General features: G+C 64.1%; 13 protein-coding genes and 2 tRNA genes. 2 read left to right on the top strand and 13 right to left on the bottom strand.

What is annotated here, in order from left to right; genetic code table 11:
- Positions 1-81: 81 nt before the first annotated feature.
- From ASG77_RS06485 to ASG77_RS06475, 3 genes are all read right to left on the bottom strand, one after another.
- Positions 82-555, bottom strand: a complete 474-nt coding sequence (locus tag ASG77_RS06485; protein ID WP_056342773.1) for a carboxymuconolactone decarboxylase family protein — start codon at positions 553-555, stop codon at positions 82-84.
- Between the two features lie 653 nt (positions 556-1,208).
- Positions 1,209-2,090, bottom strand: a complete 882-nt coding sequence (locus ASG77_RS06480; RefSeq protein WP_056342770.1) for a rhomboid family intramembrane serine protease — start codon at positions 2,088-2,090, stop codon at positions 1,209-1,211.
- An 8-nt stretch (positions 2,091-2,098) separates the two neighbouring features.
- Entirely contained in the window at positions 2,099-2,644 is a 546-nt protein-coding gene (locus ASG77_RS06475; protein WP_056342767.1) for a peptidylprolyl isomerase, read from the bottom strand.
- 155 nt (positions 2,645-2,799) lie between these two features.
- Here ASG77_RS06475 and ASG77_RS06470 point away from each other — a divergent pair, with 155 nt between their 5' ends.
- Together ASG77_RS06470 and ASG77_RS06465 are read left to right on the top strand one after the other, a co-directional pair.
- The gene (locus ASG77_RS06470) at positions 2,800-3,783 is read left to right on the top strand and encodes a hypothetical protein (RefSeq protein ID WP_056342765.1); all 984 of its coding nucleotides are present in this window, start codon (positions 2,800-2,802) and stop codon (positions 3,781-3,783) included.
- A 136-nt stretch (positions 3,784-3,919) separates the two neighbouring features.
- Entirely contained in the window at positions 3,920-4,795 is an 876-nt protein-coding gene (locus ASG77_RS06465; RefSeq protein WP_056342762.1) for a glycosyltransferase, read from the top strand.
- Between the two features lie 26 nt (positions 4,796-4,821).
- Here the strand turns inward: ASG77_RS06465 and ASG77_RS06460 are convergent, their stop codons facing one another.
- The 10 genes from ASG77_RS06460 to gnd form a co-directional block, all read right to left on the bottom strand.
- Positions 4,822-5,766, bottom strand: coding sequence for a DMT family transporter (locus ASG77_RS06460; RefSeq protein WP_056342760.1), 945 nt, complete (start codon positions 5,764-5,766; stop codon positions 4,822-4,824).
- A 71-nt stretch (positions 5,767-5,837) separates the two neighbouring features.
- Positions 5,838-5,913, bottom strand: a tRNA-Ala gene (locus ASG77_RS06455).
- Between the two features lie 72 nt (positions 5,914-5,985).
- Positions 5,986-6,102, bottom strand: coding sequence for a DLW-39 family protein (locus tag ASG77_RS22470; protein ID WP_210412373.1), 117 nt, complete (start codon positions 6,100-6,102; stop codon positions 5,986-5,988).
- A 69-nt stretch (positions 6,103-6,171) separates the two neighbouring features.
- Positions 6,172-6,245: transfer RNA gene (locus ASG77_RS06450), tRNA-Ile, on the bottom strand.
- Positions 6,246-6,344: 99 nt separating this feature from the next.
- Positions 6,345-7,016, bottom strand: coding sequence for a DUF3566 domain-containing protein (locus ASG77_RS06445; protein ID WP_056342756.1), 672 nt, complete (start codon positions 7,014-7,016; stop codon positions 6,345-6,347).
- Positions 7,013-9,691, bottom strand: coding sequence for a DNA gyrase subunit A (gene gyrA / locus ASG77_RS06440; RefSeq protein ID WP_104060340.1), 2,679 nt, complete (start codon positions 9,689-9,691; stop codon positions 7,013-7,015). The genes ASG77_RS06445 and gyrA overlap by 4 nt, the downstream gene beginning before the upstream one ends.
- A gap of 60 nt (positions 9,692-9,751) precedes the next feature.
- Positions 9,752-11,845, bottom strand: a complete 2,094-nt coding sequence (gyrB, locus tag ASG77_RS06435) for a DNA topoisomerase (ATP-hydrolyzing) subunit B (RefSeq protein WP_056342753.1) — start codon at positions 11,843-11,845, stop codon at positions 9,752-9,754.
- 374 nt (positions 11,846-12,219) lie between these two features.
- Positions 12,220-12,777, bottom strand: a complete 558-nt coding sequence (locus ASG77_RS06430; RefSeq protein WP_056342749.1) for a DUF721 domain-containing protein — start codon at positions 12,775-12,777, stop codon at positions 12,220-12,222.
- Complete coding sequence (recF, locus tag ASG77_RS06425) at positions 12,770-13,972, bottom strand: DNA replication/repair protein RecF (RefSeq protein ID WP_056342743.1); 1,203 nt, start codon at positions 13,970-13,972, stop codon at positions 12,770-12,772. The genes ASG77_RS06430 and recF overlap by 8 nt, the downstream gene beginning before the upstream one ends.
- A 45-nt stretch (positions 13,973-14,017) precedes the next feature.
- Positions 14,018-14,902, bottom strand: coding sequence for a phosphogluconate dehydrogenase (NAD(+)-dependent, decarboxylating) (gnd, locus tag ASG77_RS06420; RefSeq protein ID WP_056342741.1), 885 nt, complete (start codon positions 14,900-14,902; stop codon positions 14,018-14,020).
- Between the last annotated feature and the right edge of the window lie 17 nt (positions 14,903-14,919).

The raw sequence follows: 14,919 nt of genomic DNA, 5'->3' as shown, positions 1-14,919 counted from the left end.
CAAAGCGCTCGGACGGACAGTTATTAACAGTGTGGATTGGCTGTGGATAATTCACACTCTGCCCGGAACGGAGTGGCCCGGTCAGCGATCCCGGCGGACCGGATGGTGGCTGGTGATGGACACCCGGTTAAAGGCATTCATAGTAATCACCAGCCAGCTGACCGCCGAAAATTCATCGGCGCTGAGGTGCTGACGCGCATATCCTTCCTCAAGCTCGGTTGTCCGGTGGTCCGGCAGTTCGGTGATGCATTCTGCCAGGGCAAGGGCAGCCCGCTCCTTGTCCGTGAACAAGGCTGTCTCCCGCCACGCCGGCAGGACAGCAAGCCGCTGCTGGCTCTCCCCGGCCTCCATGGCGTCCCGTACATGCATGTCGAGGCAATAGGCACAGCCGTTGATCTGGGAGATCCGCACGTTGAGCAGCTCTATGGTCTTGCGGTCAATCCCGGCCGCGTCGGCGGCTTCGCGCACTTTCAGCCCCAGACCGTTGAGAGCGCGCCATACCGCGGGGTGCTGCTTGTCGAGGTAGATGTGCTGGGTTGTTGCGGTGGCGCTCAAGGCGGTCCTCCTGGCTGGAAGCTTGTTGGGTCCGATGCTGCGTAGGAACACCCTCGCACACACCGTGTTATCCACTTACTAACACTGGACTACCCACAAGTTATCCACAGTTGTGGACAACAATCCACAGGACGGCCCGAGCGGACCCCTCAGCTGCCCCAGTCGGGGAAACACCGAAGGTTAACTACATGTCTGTAAGTTGTTAACACTGTGAATAACCCTGTTGATACGGGCAGGCCGGATCCCCTCGTATGGGCCCCCGGCGCGGAAAATGGCCAGGATATCCACAGGTCGGGCTCAAATGGCGTGTTTTTCCACTTAACCACAGGCGCATCCCCAGGTGTTGTCCACAATTGTGGACAACCGGATGATCCAATCCGGCACAATGGCGGACACCCGGGAGCAGGGGCACATCGAAATCCTGAACTACACCCGTGTAAGTTACCAACAGTGTGGATAACCACTGTGGATAACTTCGGCGCCGTCGTCGTGGCCTGACGCGGACCACAGGCTGCTCGCACGCCGGGACCAACGCAGCAAGTGAACGGGCAGCGCGATGCGGAGGCCTCACCAGGCACAGAAAAGACCCCGGTGTCCGTTGGGACACCGGGGTCTAAGTGGTCTGTTGGAGCTGGGCCTGAGGACCCGGACGGTCAACCGGCCGTGACGCGGAGCCAGCTCGCCAGGGCCAGCAGGAGAACCACTCCGGCCAGTCCGGCGGCGTGCAGCAGGCGCTGCCGCGGGCCCCGGGGTGTGTACGCAATGACGGCAGCGCACACGGCTCCTGTGACGAGTCCGCCCAGGTGGGCCTGCCAGGCGATCTGGGGGACCACAAATCCGATCACGCCGTTGATGGCGATCAGGATCCACAGCTGCCGTGTATCCCCGCCGCGGTGTCGCTGTACCAGCAGCATCGCCCCGAAGAGTCCAAAGATCGCCCCCGAGGCGCCCACCACTCCGGCAAGAGGCACGCCGGGCACGTAGCCGGGGGTCAGCAAGAGATAGCCGACAGACCCTCCGATGGCAGAGATGAGATACAACGCCAGGAAGCGGACCCGGCCCAGAAGCGGTTCGAGTGCCTGGCCGAAAATCCACAGCATGTACATGTTCAGCACAATGTGGAGGATGAATCCCTGGGAGTGCAGGAACGCCGCCGTCAGCATCCGCCACGGTTCGAACTCACCGAATTCGGGAGTGGCAAAAACATTCGCGAACGCCAGGTTCTGGTAGATCCACTCACCGGGGACCACCCATTGCAGAACGTACATCACCGCGCACAGGGCGATGATTCCAAACGTCACTATGGGTTTGCCGGTTGCCACGGCGCCGCCGTAGACAGTCTTGACCGCCGGCGTCGTGCGCTTTGTTTCGTTGACGCAGTCAACACACTGGAATCCGACGGCGGCCGCCCGCTGGCAGTCCGGGCACGCTGGGCGGCCGCAGCGCTGGCAGCGCACATAGGAGGGCCGGTCCGGGTGCCTGGGGCACACCGGAACCTGCGCGGACGGCTCAGCCGCCGGAATTCCGTAGCTCATGTGATGGGTTAGAGCTGCTCGATGTCGATGCTGTTGATGGTGACGTCCTCAACCGGGCGGTCGCCCATTCCGGTGCGGACGCCCTCGATGGCGTCGACAACCTTCTTGGAGTCCTCGTCAGCAACCTCGCCGAAGATGCTGTGCTTGCCCTGCAGCCAGTCGGTGGGGATGGTGGTGATGAAGAACTGCGAACCGTTGGTGCCCTTGCCCGCCTGGATACCGGCGTTGGCCATGGCCAGTTTGTAGGGGGCGTTGAAGCTGAGCTCGGGGTGGATTTCGTCGTCGAACTTGTAGCCCGGTCCGCCCACGCCGCGGCCCAGCGGATCGCCGGCCTGGATCATGAAGTCCTTGATGATGCGGTGGAAGATGGTGCCGTCGTACAACGGCGTGCCCGTCTTGTCCTCGCCGGTCTCGGGGTGGGTCCAGGCCTGCTCACCGGTGGCCAGGCCAACGAAGTTCCTGACCGTCTTCGGCGCATGGTTGCCGAAGAGATTAACGACGATGTCGCCGAGGCTGGTGTGGATGGTTGCTTTTGCAGTTGCGATTGCAGTCATACGGCCCATTCTTCCACGGCAGGTCAACGCGGACGGGGCTGGACCGGCAGTTCCGCGCTGGGTGAAATCAGCCGTAAATCCGCTGGAAGAATAGCCCGTGCAGGTCAAGGCACGTAGGCTAACAACAGAACCGTCACATTAATCGGGAGGTAGTTGTGAAGAAATCGGATCGTATTGCCCGTGACCTTGAACAGTCAGTCAACAGCGCAGTTGAGAACGCCAAGGACTGGGCATCCCCCCGCGTGGAAGCAGCAGTGGATTGGGCAGTTCCCCGCTTGCAGCATGGCCTGGACACCGCATCTCCCAAGATCCAGGAAGGGCTCAAGACCGCGGCCCACAACCTTGCCGACGGCGTTGCAACAGTGACGCCGCGCATCCAGGAGGGGCTCGCCCAGCTCGCCCCGAAGATCCACGACGCCGTTGAGGTCGCCACGCCGCGCCTGTACGAAGCCCTGGACAAGGCCACTCCCGTGATCCAGAACGCACGGGACCGCGTGGTGGTGGAATACCTGCCGCGCCTTTCAGACCAGATCGGCCACGCGTCCGACGCCGTGCACCGCACCTTGGAAAGTGCGCCGTCCCACGTGGACGCCGTCGCGCAGCGGCTTGCCGATTCCGGCGTAGTGCATTCCCTCCAGGAACAAGCACAGACGGCTGGCACGCAGCTCAAGGCCGCCGCGCACGAGGCCGGTAAGGCTGTGGGAGTCCAGATCGTCCAGCCGCAGAAGCCCAAGAAGCGCGGCTGGCTGGTGTTCGGCATCATTGCCGCGGCCGTCGCCGCCGGAGTCGCCGCCTGGAAGGCTTCCAAGCCGGTAGAAGACCCGTGGAAGACCCCTTCCCCTGTCACGCCAACTCCGGCGCCGGTTCCCGCCACCACCGTGAACGACGCCAAGGACACGGCCGAGGACGCCGCCAGCAAGGCTGCAGCCGCCACGGTTTCGGCCGCTGACGCCGTGGCCGGCCAGGCACAGGATGTTGCCGGGGACGCGAAGGACACCGTGGACGACGCGGCCGAGAAGGTCAAGCACGTCGCCGACGAATCGGCAGACGCAGCAGCCAAGGCGTCCACCGATGCCAAGACCGCGATCAAGAACATTGCGGCCAACATGAACGGTTCCGCGGACAAGAGCAGCAACTAGCACTTCCGGCGCCCTCGCGCCGCCCACTGAAGGGGCTCCGCCTTGTGCGGGGCCCCTTCAGTGTTTTCCCAGTGTTTGTCCGGGCTGGACCCACTCGCAGGCGGGACGAACCCTGATCGGTGCTAAATTTGAACTGATGTTAGCCGATAAATCCTCTGGGGATGCCTTGAACGACGCAGCACAGCTGCCGCGCGTGTCCATTGTCATCCCGGCTTACAACGAGGAAAGTGTCATCCGGCAGTGTCTCATCGCTGCGGTGTACCAGTCGGTGCCGGCCCACGAAATCATCGTGGTGGACAACCTCTCCACTGACCGCACCGCCGCCATCGTGGCGCAGATGCAGCTGGAGTATCCGGAAAGTCCCATCATCCTGCTCAACCAGGACCGGGACCAGGGCCTGATTCCCACCCGAAATTTTGGCCTCAACCATGCCACCGGCGACGTCCTGGGTCGCATTGACGCCGATTCTGTTGTCGAGCCGGACTGGGTGGAGCAGGTCCAGAAGGCCTTTTTTGATCCGTCAGTCCATGCAGCCACCGGACCGGTGGTCTACTACGACATGCCGATGCGGCGGTTCGGGCTCAAGGCAGACGACAAGATGCGCCAGCTGATGCTCAAGCTCGCCAAGCACCAGTACCACTTCCTGTTCGGCTCCAACATGGCCCTGCGGGCTACGGCATGGGAAACCATCCGGGACGAAACCTGCCGGGACGAGAAGGACGAGATGCACGAGGACATCGACCTCTCCCTGCACCTCGCCGACCACGAACTCAAGGTCCAGTACTGGCCCCAGATGGTATCCGGGATGTCCGCCCGCCGGCTCGAGGATTCACCGCGGGACTACCGGTACTACGTGACGCGCTTCGACCGCACGTACAAGGCGCACAACGTCAAGAAAATGGCCCTCAAGGCACCCATGGTGGTGTTCTTCTCGGTCTACTTCCCGGCGAAGCTCCTGCGGGCCATCCACACGGTCAACACCGCCCAGTCTGTCCGCCGCGGCGGGCAATAGGCCCGCTTTACGGCCCTTGCCCGGCCTCAGTCCGTTCCGAGTTCAGCCAGACGGTCCGACGGCGGTTCATCCCCACGCGCGGCGGAACCTTCGCGCCGTTTCCTGAGGCCTGACCGCTGTCCCAGAACCACGACGGCGAGGCCCACGAGGATGAGCCCCAGCCCGCCGTAGGTGCCTGCGGGCAGGGTCTCGTGCAGGAAGACCGCGGCCAGAACGGCTGCGCCGGGGATCTCCAGCAGGATGATCATCGACACCAGCAGCGGGCTCATGGTGGCCAGCAGGTGATTGAAGGCTGTGTGGCCCACCAGTTGGGCACACACGGTGATGGCCAGGATCCCCACCCAGCCAACGGCGTCGAACCCCACCAGCGGCTGGCCGCTGAAAAGCGCCAGCACCGCCACAAAGGCCGCGCACATCCCGTAGCAGAGCGTGGTGTACGTTCCCGTGGTCATGGTCTGCCGGGCCCTGCCGCCGGCGAGCGTGTAGAGGCCAGCCAGAGCCCCGCCGGCGACGGCCAGCAGGTCGCCCAGGAGCGCGTCCGGCGAGGATCCCATGTCGAAGCCGGTGATGGTGACAACACCGCCAAAGGCGATCCCCAGCCCTGCCAGCACCTGCCAGCGGTGCCTGGTGCCGCGGAAGAGCTGGAAGACGGCAATCCAGGCCGACTGCAGGCAGACCAGGGCGGTGGCGGCAGCAACGGAGGTCAGCTGGAGGGACGTGATGAAGCAGGCAAAGTGCAGGGCCAGGGCGACGGCGGCGAGCAGCGACCAGCGGAACTCGGGGCCGGTGATCCGGCCGAACTGCCGGGGTTCGCGGACCACGGTGGGAGTGGCCATGACGGCGGCCCCGATGGCGTTGCGCCAGAAGGCGATGGCGAGGGCACTGACGGTGGTGGCACCGAGGGTCGCGGCGATCAACGGCCCGGACGACGCCACGCCCAGGACGCCCACGGCGGCAAGAAGAAAGTTCACCGTTCAACCCTACTGTTCTGCTTTTAACGAAAAAGTCCCGGACAGCGTTGCGGCTGTCCGGGACTTCCTTATGGTGGAGGCACGGGGACTCGAACCCCGAACCCCCTGCTTGCAAAGCAGGTGCGCTACCAATTGCGCCATGCCCCCATAAGAAGCAACCCGTCAATCATACCCTAGAACCGTGGAGCCTTTTGCAAGCTCCCGGTCCGGGAATCCGGCCTATTCGACCTTGTCGGTCGACTGGCTCCAGACTGTTTTCCGGGCCTCGGATTCCTGTGCTTTCCTGTAGAGCAGGACGCCTGCGATCGCAGCTGCAAGTACCAGCAACTTCTTCACATGCTCCCCGTTCCGGTCCTGCCTGCCGTGAAGCAAACCGAACCTTCCTTCGAACCTGCACAGGTTCCGTGGGCGTACCAGGACTTGAACCTGGGACCTCTTCGTTATCAGCGAAGCGCTCTAACCGCCTGAGCTATACGCCCCGATGCCTCATCGGGCCGAGACATGACTTTACAGCACATCCCGGCCCGATCTCAAATCGAGGCATTTCGCCGGAGAAATTCCGGTGAAATTATGGGTTTTCAGTCGTCCGTGAGGGTAACGCCGATGCCGCCAACAAGCGTTGCGGAGATGTTGTAAAGCACCGCTGAGAGCATGGACAGCGCCGTCAGCAGGACAACGTTGACCACGGCGATGATCGTGGCAAAGGAAGCCACCTGGCCCAGGGATGCGACCTTCTTCAGTTCGAACCCGCCGCCTTCGGAGCCTGCCAGGGTGCCCAGGAGGCTGTCCACCTGGTCAAAGATTCCGGTGAGGTCCAGGACAGTCCAGAGGACGATGGCGGCCACGACGGTGACGATTCCCAGCGCCACCGACAGGAGGAATGCCATCTTCAGGACAGACCAGGGATCCACCTTGCTGACCAGCAGCCGTGCACGCCTGACCTTGGCCTTGGGTGCAGGCTTGACCAGGCCGGGCTGGCCCTGCGGAGACCGGCCCTGCACTGGGCGCTGGCTGGCCTGTGCTGCTGCCTGCCTGCCCTGTCCGGCACGCTGGTCGGCCTGGCCTGCCGAAACCCGGTCCTGCGCAGGGCGCTGGCCGGGAACGGCCGGCCGCTGCCCCGGCGCGCCGGTAGGGGCAGGTGGGCGCTGCTGCGGACGGACGGGAGCGTTCACCCGGGGTGCGGCCGCGGGCGGCGGCGTTCCGCCGGGGACATTGCTGCTCGGCTTGGGATATGAGTCGGGATTACTCACTCGTTACCTCCGGTGTAGTCTTCGTTCGGCTCAGCGTCGCCGGAGGCGTCCTCTGACTCAACAGCCGGTGATGTTTCTGCCGTTGTTGCTGACCCTGCGGATCCCTCGGGGGACCCGGCCTCTTCAGCCAACGTTACGTCATCGTCCACGGATTCTTCGCCCTCGAGGCCGCGTTCGCTGTTCCTGGCGACCTCAATGATCCGGTCATTCTTGTCCGGCTTCGCGAAGATAACGCCCATGGTGTCGCGGCCCTTGGCAGGTACGCCGGCCACCGAGGAACGGACAACCTTGCCGCCTTCCATGACCACCAGGACCTCGTCCTCTTCCTGGACAATCAGGGCGCCCACGAGGTGGCCCCGTTCCTCCTGGTACTTGCCCACCTTGATGCCGAGGCCGCCACGGCCCTGCAGGCGGTATTCCTCCACCGCGGTGCGTTTTGCGTACCCGCCCTCGGTGACCACAAAGACAAAAGAACCGTCAGTAACGACGTCCGCCGCCAGCAGTTCATCGTCCTCGCGGAACTTCATGCCCGTAACACCGGACGTGGCCCGGCCCATGGGACGCAGGGCATCGTCGGTGGCGGTGAAGCGGATGGACTGGCCCATGCGGGACACCAGCATAAGGTCATCCGTTTCGGAGACCAGCTGGGCGGAAACCAGCTCGTCCTCGTCACGCAGGTTGATCGCGATGACGCCGGCGGAACGGTTGGTGTCGTAGTCCTCCAGCCGGGTCTTCTTGACCAGGCCACGCTTGGTGGCCAGCACCAGGTAAGGAGCCTGCTGGTAGTCCCTGATGTCCAGTACCTGGGCGATGTGTTCGTCCGGCTGGAAGGCCATCAGGTTGGCAACGTGCTGGCCCTTGGCATCACGGCCGGCCTCCACCAGTTCATACGCCTTCGCCCGGTAGACCCGGCCGAGGTTGGTGAAGAACAGCAGCCAGTGGTGGGTGGTGGTCACGAAGAAGTGCTCCACCACGTCATCGCCGCGGAGCTGGGCGCCCTTGATGCCCTTGCCGCCGCGCTGCTGCGACCGGTAGTTGTCGCTGCGGGTGCGCTTGACGTAGCCGCCGCGGGTGATGGTGACAACCATCTCTTCTTCGGGGATCAGGTCCTCCATGGACATGTCGCCGTCGAAGCCCATCAGGATCTTGGTGCGGCGGTCATCACCGTGCTTGGCCACGATTTCGCCCAACTCGGTGCTGATGATTTCGCGCTGGCGTTCCTCGGAGGCAAGGATCGAGTTGTACTCGGCGATCAGGGCCTCGAGTTCGGAATGGCGGTCCTGGATCTTCTGGCGTTCCAGGGCTGCCAGGCGGCGCAGCTGCATGTCCAGGATGGCCCGGGCCTGCAGTTCGTCGATGTCCAGCAGCTGCATCAGTCCGTCGCGTGCGGCTTCGGTGGTGTTGGAGGCACGGATGAGCGCGATGACTTCGTCCAGCGCGTCCAGTGCTTTCAGGAGGGCACGCAGGATGTGCGCCTCTTCTTCGGCCTTGCGCAGGCGGTAGCGGGTACGGCGCGCTATGACGTCCAGCTGGTGCGTTACCCAGTGGCGGATAAAGGCGTCCAGGCTCAGCGTGCGCGGAACCCCGTCCACGATGGCCAGCATGTTGGCGGAGAAGTTGCTCTGCAGGTCGGTGTGCTTGTAGAGGTTGTTCAGCACTACCTTGGCCACGGCGTCGCGCTTGAGCACAATGACCAGCCGCTGGCCGGTGCGGCCGGAGGTCTCGTCGCGGAGGTCCGCAATGCCGGAGATCTTCCCGTCCTTGACCAGTTCGGCGATCTTGATGGCCAGGTTGTCCGGGTTGGCCTGGTAGGGCAGTTCGGTGACAACCAGGCACGTGCGGCCCTGGAGTTCCTCGACGTTGACCACGGCGCGCATGGTGACGGAGCCGCGGCCCGTCCGGTACGCGTCCTCAATGCCCCTGTGGCCAAGAATCGTTGCCCCGGTGGGGAAATCGGGTCCCTTGATACGGAGCAGCAGCTCTTCGAGCAGTTCCTCGCGGCTGGCCGTCGGATTGGCCAGGTACCACTGGACGCCGTCAGCTACTTCGCGGAGGTTGTGCGGCGGAATGTTGGTGGCCATGCCCACGGCAATGCCGGACGAACCGTTGACCAGCAGGTTGGGGAAACGCGCCGGCAGGATGGTGGGTTCCTGGTTCTTGCCGTCGTAGTTGTCCTGGAAGTCGACGGTTTCCTCGTCGATGTCCCGGACCATCTCCATGGCCAGCTGGGACATTTTCGTTTCGGTGTACCGCGGGGCTGCGGCACCGTCATTGCCCGGCGAACCGAAGTTGCCCTGGCCCAGGGCCAGCGGATAGCGCATGGTCCAATCCTGGATCAGGCGGACCAGCGCATCGTAGATCGCGGTGTCGCCGTGGGGGTGGTACTGGCCCATGACCTCGCCCACCACACGGGCACACTTATTGAAGGACCGTTCCGGCCGGTAACCGCCGTCGAACATCGCGTACAGCACGCGGCGGTGTACGGGCTTGAGGCCATCGCGTACGTCGGGAAGGGCACGGCCCACAATAACGGCCATGGCGTAGTCCAGGTACGAGCGCTGCATTTCCGTCTGCAGGTCCACCTGCTCCACGCGGTCAACCAGCACGTCGCCTTCAAGAACGGTTTCCGGAAGATCGGCGGATTCCGCCGGGTTCTCGGGTGTCTCGTCACTCATCGTTTATATTTTCCGTTTCAGGTATATGTCGGGTTTGGAATATCTACTCGGTGGAACCGGTCAGATATCCAGGAACCTGACGTCCTTGGCGTTCTGCTGGATGAAGTTTCGGCGGGACTCCACGTCTTCGCCCATCAGTGTGGAGAAGGTCTGGTCCGCTGCCAGGGCATCGTCCATGGTGACCTGCAGGAGGGTCCGGTGGTCCGGGTCCATGGTGGTGTCCCACAGCTCGGTGTAGTCCATCTCGCCCAGGCCCTTGTAGCGCTGGATGCCGTTGTCCTTCGGAATACGGCGGCCGGCCGCCTGCCCGGACAGGAGCTTGGCATCGCGCTGCTTGTCGCTGAAGACGTAGTCGTGCGGCGCGTTGGACCACTTGATCCGGTACAGCGGGGGCTGCGCCAGGTACACGTAGCCGTTTTCGATCAGCGGACGCATGTAGCGGAACAGCAGCGTCATGAGCAGCGTGGTGATGTGCTGGCCGTCAACGTCGGCATCGGCCATCAGCACGATCTTGTGGTAGCGGAGCTTGCTGAGGTCGAAGTCCTCGCCGATGCCGGTGCCGAACGCGGTGATCATGGACTGGACCTCGGTGTTGCCCAGGGCCTTGTCCAGCCGGGCCCGTTCCACGTTCAGGATCTTGCCGCGCAGCGGCAGGATGGCCTGGGTTTCAGGGTTGCGGCCGCGCTTGGCGGAACCGCCGGCGGAGTCGCCCTCCACGATGTACACCTCGCAGCGGGCGGGATCCTTCGAGGAACAGTCGGACAGCTTGCCGGGCATCCCGAAGGATTCCAGCGGGCTCTTGCGGCGCGCATTGTCACGGGCCTTCCGGGCGGCCATCCGGGCCTGGGCCGCGGAAATAGCCTTGCGGATGACATCGCGGGCGGGGCCGGGGTTGCGTTCCAGCCAGTCGCCCAGGCCGTCGGTGACAACGCGCTGGACGAAGCCCTTGACCTCGGAGTTGCCGAGCTTGGTCTTGGTCTGGCCCTCAAACTGCGGCTCGGCCAGCTTCACGGAGATGACCGCCGTGAGGCCTTCACGGATATCGTCACCGGTGAGGTTGTCGTCCTTTTCCTTGATGATGCTCTTCTCCCGCGCGTAGCGGTTGATGAGGGAGGTCATCGCGGCGCGGAAGCCCTCTTCGTGGGTGCCGCCTTCGTGGGTGTTGATGGTGTTGGCGTAGGTGTGGACGCTCTCGGAATACGCGTTGGTCCACTGCATCGCCATTTCCAACGCGATGTGCCGTTCCGTGTCCTCGGTTTCGAAGGAAATGACGTCCTCGTGGACAACATCAACCTTTTTGCCCGAGTTCAGGTGCTTCACATAGTCCAGCAGGCCGTCGTCGTACTGGTACACCACGGTGCGGTGCTCAGCGGTGACTTCACCTTCGGTGACCACGACGTCAAGGTTAAGGTCCTCATTGGCGTCCGCGTTCGACGCTGCGGTTCGCTCGTCCGTGAGCGTGATCCGCAGGCCCTTGTTCAGGAAGGCCATCTGCTGGAAGCGGGCGCGGAGCGTCTCGAAATCAAATTCCGTGGATTCGAAGATTCCCGCGTCCGGGTAGAAGGTCTGGGTGGTGCCGGTGGTTGCGCTCTCTTCGCCCTTGACCAGCCCGCCCTGGGGCTTGCCGCCGTCGGCGAAGGACATCCGCCAGACGTTGCCCTGCCGCCGGACTTCAGTGTCCACCCTGCTGGAGAGCGCGTTCACCACGGAGATACCCACACCGTGGAGGCCACCCGAGACTGCGTAACCGCCGCCGCCGAACTTGCCGCCGGCGTGCAGGATGGTCATGACCACTTCCACGGTGGGTTTGTGCTCGGTGGGATGCATGTCCACGGGGATGCCGCGGCCATCATCTACAACTTTGACGCCGCCGTCGGCCTGCAGGACTATTTCGATGTGCGTGCAGTACCCGGCCAGCGCCTCGTCAACAGAGTTGTCCACCACTTCATAGACCAGGTGGTGCAGGCCGCGCGGCCCGGTAGATCCGATGTACATGCCCGGGCGTTTCCGGACGGCTTCGAGGCCCTCAAGTACGGTGATGTCGCTTGCGCCGTATTCCCGGGGTGTCACGGCCGCCGCCGTCGGCGTATCGGGGGTAGGTACGTCCTCCGTTGCGCGTTCCACTGCCTGGGTATCTGTATTGTCGTTAGCCACAGGTGCTGTCGACTCCTCTTTTTCGATGATGGCCGGCGGCGGCCTTCCAGGGGAAAGCATCCGCCAACAGGCACAAGCTGGTGGCGCTGACGGATACGTCGACGTGCAGGACCGAAGTCCGCCTGCGGAGAGCGTGCGGAAAACGGACTCAGTCAACGTTTCACCGGCGCCCAGTTATCTGATGTGATTCTATCGTGAAATGGGCTGCAAACCCGCATTCCGGCGGGCGTCGCGGGACCTTGATGTGCCGATGCGAGGCCATTGACCCCGCCTAGGGCGCCCTCGAGGTCCGGTCTCCGGGTTCCTATACGCCCCAAGGGCGTTAGCCCGCCCTACACGCCGCCGGACGAATATTCAAGAGTCGACGGCGGCGGCTAACCGTAGGTATCGCGCGGCCCGCGGCCGTTGACGGTACGTCCGCCCTTGCGCCAGCTGGGTGCTGACGGGCCGAGCACCTGGATGCTGGTGACCACGCCATCGCCCAGTTCCGTGCGGAACTTCTCCAGCAGGCTGTTGCTCAGCAGCCGCAGCTGCGTGGACCAGGCCGTCGAGTCGCAGCGCACGTGAAGGGTGGTATCGGTGAAACTCTCCGGGGTGCAGTGCGCTGAAATCTCCGGGCCAACCAGCGTGGCCCACTCTGCCATGACCGAACCCACCGCTACCGGAGAGCTCCAGCCACGTTCGGCCACGAGGCGTCCCACCACTTTGCCAAGTCCCAGCGGATCGCGGCCGGTGGAGTGGAACTGGCTGAAACCCCGGGTATCCCGGATCCCGCCCTTTGTCTTGGCGGCACCGGCCTTGGGGGGTGCCTTCCGGCGGATTTCGCCGCGTGCGGCCGCGGCCTCACGCATGCGGTTCAGCGCAGCCTGCGGCGCGTCGATGTTGTCAGGATCCCGGCCAGGCTGCAGCCCGCCCTTTTCATCCTTATTCATCGATTCCTCCCGGGATGACCTTCACCCGCCGGCCGGAGAGTTCCTCCGGGATATCGGCGTCGACGGCGGCGGTCACCAGGACCTGTTCCGCGCCGGAGACTATTGCGGCCAGTTTACGCCGGCGCTGTACATCCAGCTCGGCGAAAACGTCGTCGAGGATGAGGATCGGGGCAGACCCGCCGGTCCTCGCGTCATCGAGCATGACGTAGTAGGAAGCAAGCCGGAGGGAGAGGCACATCGACCAGGTTTCGCCGTGCGAGGCGTACCCCTTGGCGGGCGCTTCGCCGAGGATCAGTTCGAGCTCATCCCGGTGCGGCCCCACCAGGGAAATTCCGCGCTCAAGTTCCTTGCGGCGGGAGGCCGCAAAGGCCTGGACATAGCGGCCGGTGAGGTCCTCCACGGTGAGGTTCCGCAGATCTTCTGCAGCGGCCGACCCGTCCGCCAACGAACCGCCTCCGGTACCCGGTGCCGCGCCGCCGTCGTCGTCCATCAGGCTTTGGAGGGTGGACCGGTAGACGGCGTTGGCGTCCTTGGACCCATCCGTGAGCTGGGCATACGCCTTGGCCAGGTGCGGGCTCAACAGTTCCACCAGTTCCAGCCGTGCATGCAGCAGCTCGGCGCCCGCCCGGGCCATGTGCTGGTCCCATACATCGAGGGTGGCCTCGTGCCCGGCAGTGAATTTTCCGGCCCGGGCGGATTTGAGCAGGGCATTGCGCTGCTTCAGGACCCGGTCATAGTCCGTGCGGGTCGCCGAGTGCCGGGGCATGAGGCTGACCATCAGCTCGTCGAGGAACCGGCGGCGGTTGGACGGATCTCCCTTGACGAGCGCCAGGTCCTCGGGGGCGAAAAGCACCGTCTGGCAGATCCCCAGGAGATCCCTGGCCCGGACCGGATTACTGCGGTTGATCCGCCCCCGGTTGGCGCGGGTGGCGTTGATCTCAAGTTCCAGGACCGTGGTCTGCCCGCCGCGGACCAGGCGGGCCCGGACCAGCGCGCGGTCTGTGCCGAACCGCAGCAGCGGGGCGTCGGAGCTGACCCGGTGCGAGCTGAGCGTGGCCAGGTACCCGATGGCCTCCATGAGGTTGGTTTTGCCGATGCCGTTTGCCCCGACGAGCACCGTGACCCCCGGTTCGAGGGGAAGGTCAACCTGGGCGTAGCTGCGGAAGTCAGTGAGCGAAAGGTGTTCTAGGTACACGCGGTGTTCGACAATTCTCGGAACCCGCGGGTCCCGGGGTGGAGGTTACTTGGCGGGACGGGTGGCATGCCCGCCGAACTGGTGGCGCAGCGCGGAAACCATCTTCATGGCGGGCGAATTCTCCTCGCGGGAGGAGAATCGCGCGAAGAGAGCCGCCGTAATGGCCGGTGCCGGAACAGCGTTGGCGATAGCTTCCTCAACGGTCCAGCGTCCCTCACCCGAGTCTTCGACATAGTCATCGATGGATTCCAGTCCCGGGTCTTCGTCCAGTGCCTTGACCATCAGGTCCAACAGCCAGGACCGGACCACGGTGCCTTTTTGCCAGGCGCGGAACGTACCGGGAAGGTCGTCAACAATGTCCTTGGCGGCCAACAGTTCGTAGCCTTCGGCGTACGCCTGCATCAGGCCGTATTCGATGCCGTTGTGGACCATCTTGGCGTAGTGTCCGGCACCGATTCCGCCGACGTGGACAAAGCTGTCCGCCCGCTCCCCTTCGGGACGGAGCACATCAAAAACCGGCAGGGCCCGCTCAATATCGGCAGCGTCGCCGCCTGCCATGAGCCCGTACCCGTTCTGGAGGCCCCACACTCCGCCGGAAACGCCGCAGTCGGCGAAACGGATGCCCTTCTCAGCCAGAGCGGCACCATGTTTCTGGTCCTCGGTGAAGCGGGAGTTGCCGCCGTCGATCACCAGGTCGCCGGCGTCGAGCTTGTCCCCGAGTTCGGTGATGACGGCATCGGTGATGTCGCCTGACGGAACCATGACCCAGATCAGTCGCGGGGCCGGAACGGCCGCAAGGAGCTCATTCACGGAGGCAACATCGGTGACCTCCGGGTTGCGGTCAAAGCCTGTGACCTCAATGCCGCCCTTGCGCAGGCGTTCGCGCATGTTGAAACCCATCTTGCCAAGGCCGATCAGTCCAATATGCACGTGGGTCTCTTTCTGCG

This window comes from Arthrobacter sp. Soil762, assembly GCF_001428335.1.
Classification (GTDB): domain Bacteria; phylum Actinomycetota; class Actinomycetes; order Actinomycetales; family Micrococcaceae; genus Arthrobacter.
This window is presented reverse-complemented; position numbering and strand designations above follow the sequence as displayed.

What these genes read in the sequence shown, in the direction of transcription:
- ASG77_RS06480 (WP_056342770.1), bottom strand. Translation starts at nt 2,090, where the DNA reads ATGAGCTACGGAATTCCGGCGGCTGAGCCGTCCGCGCAGGTTCCGGTG.
- ASG77_RS06475 (WP_056342767.1), bottom strand. Translation starts at nt 2,644, where the DNA reads ATGACTGCAATCGCAACTGCAAAAGCAACCATCCACACCAGCCTCGGC.
- ASG77_RS06465 (WP_056342762.1), top strand. Translation starts at nt 3,920, where the DNA reads ATGTTAGCCGATAAATCCTCTGGGGATGCCTTGAACGACGCAGCACAG.
- gyrA (WP_104060340.1), bottom strand. Translation starts at nt 9,691, where the DNA reads ATGAGTGACGAGACACCCGAGAACCCGGCGGAATCCGCCGATCTTCCG.
- ASG77_RS06430 (WP_056342749.1), bottom strand. Translation starts at nt 12,777, where the DNA reads ATGAATAAGGATGAAAAGGGCGGGCTGCAGCCTGGCCGGGATCCTGAC.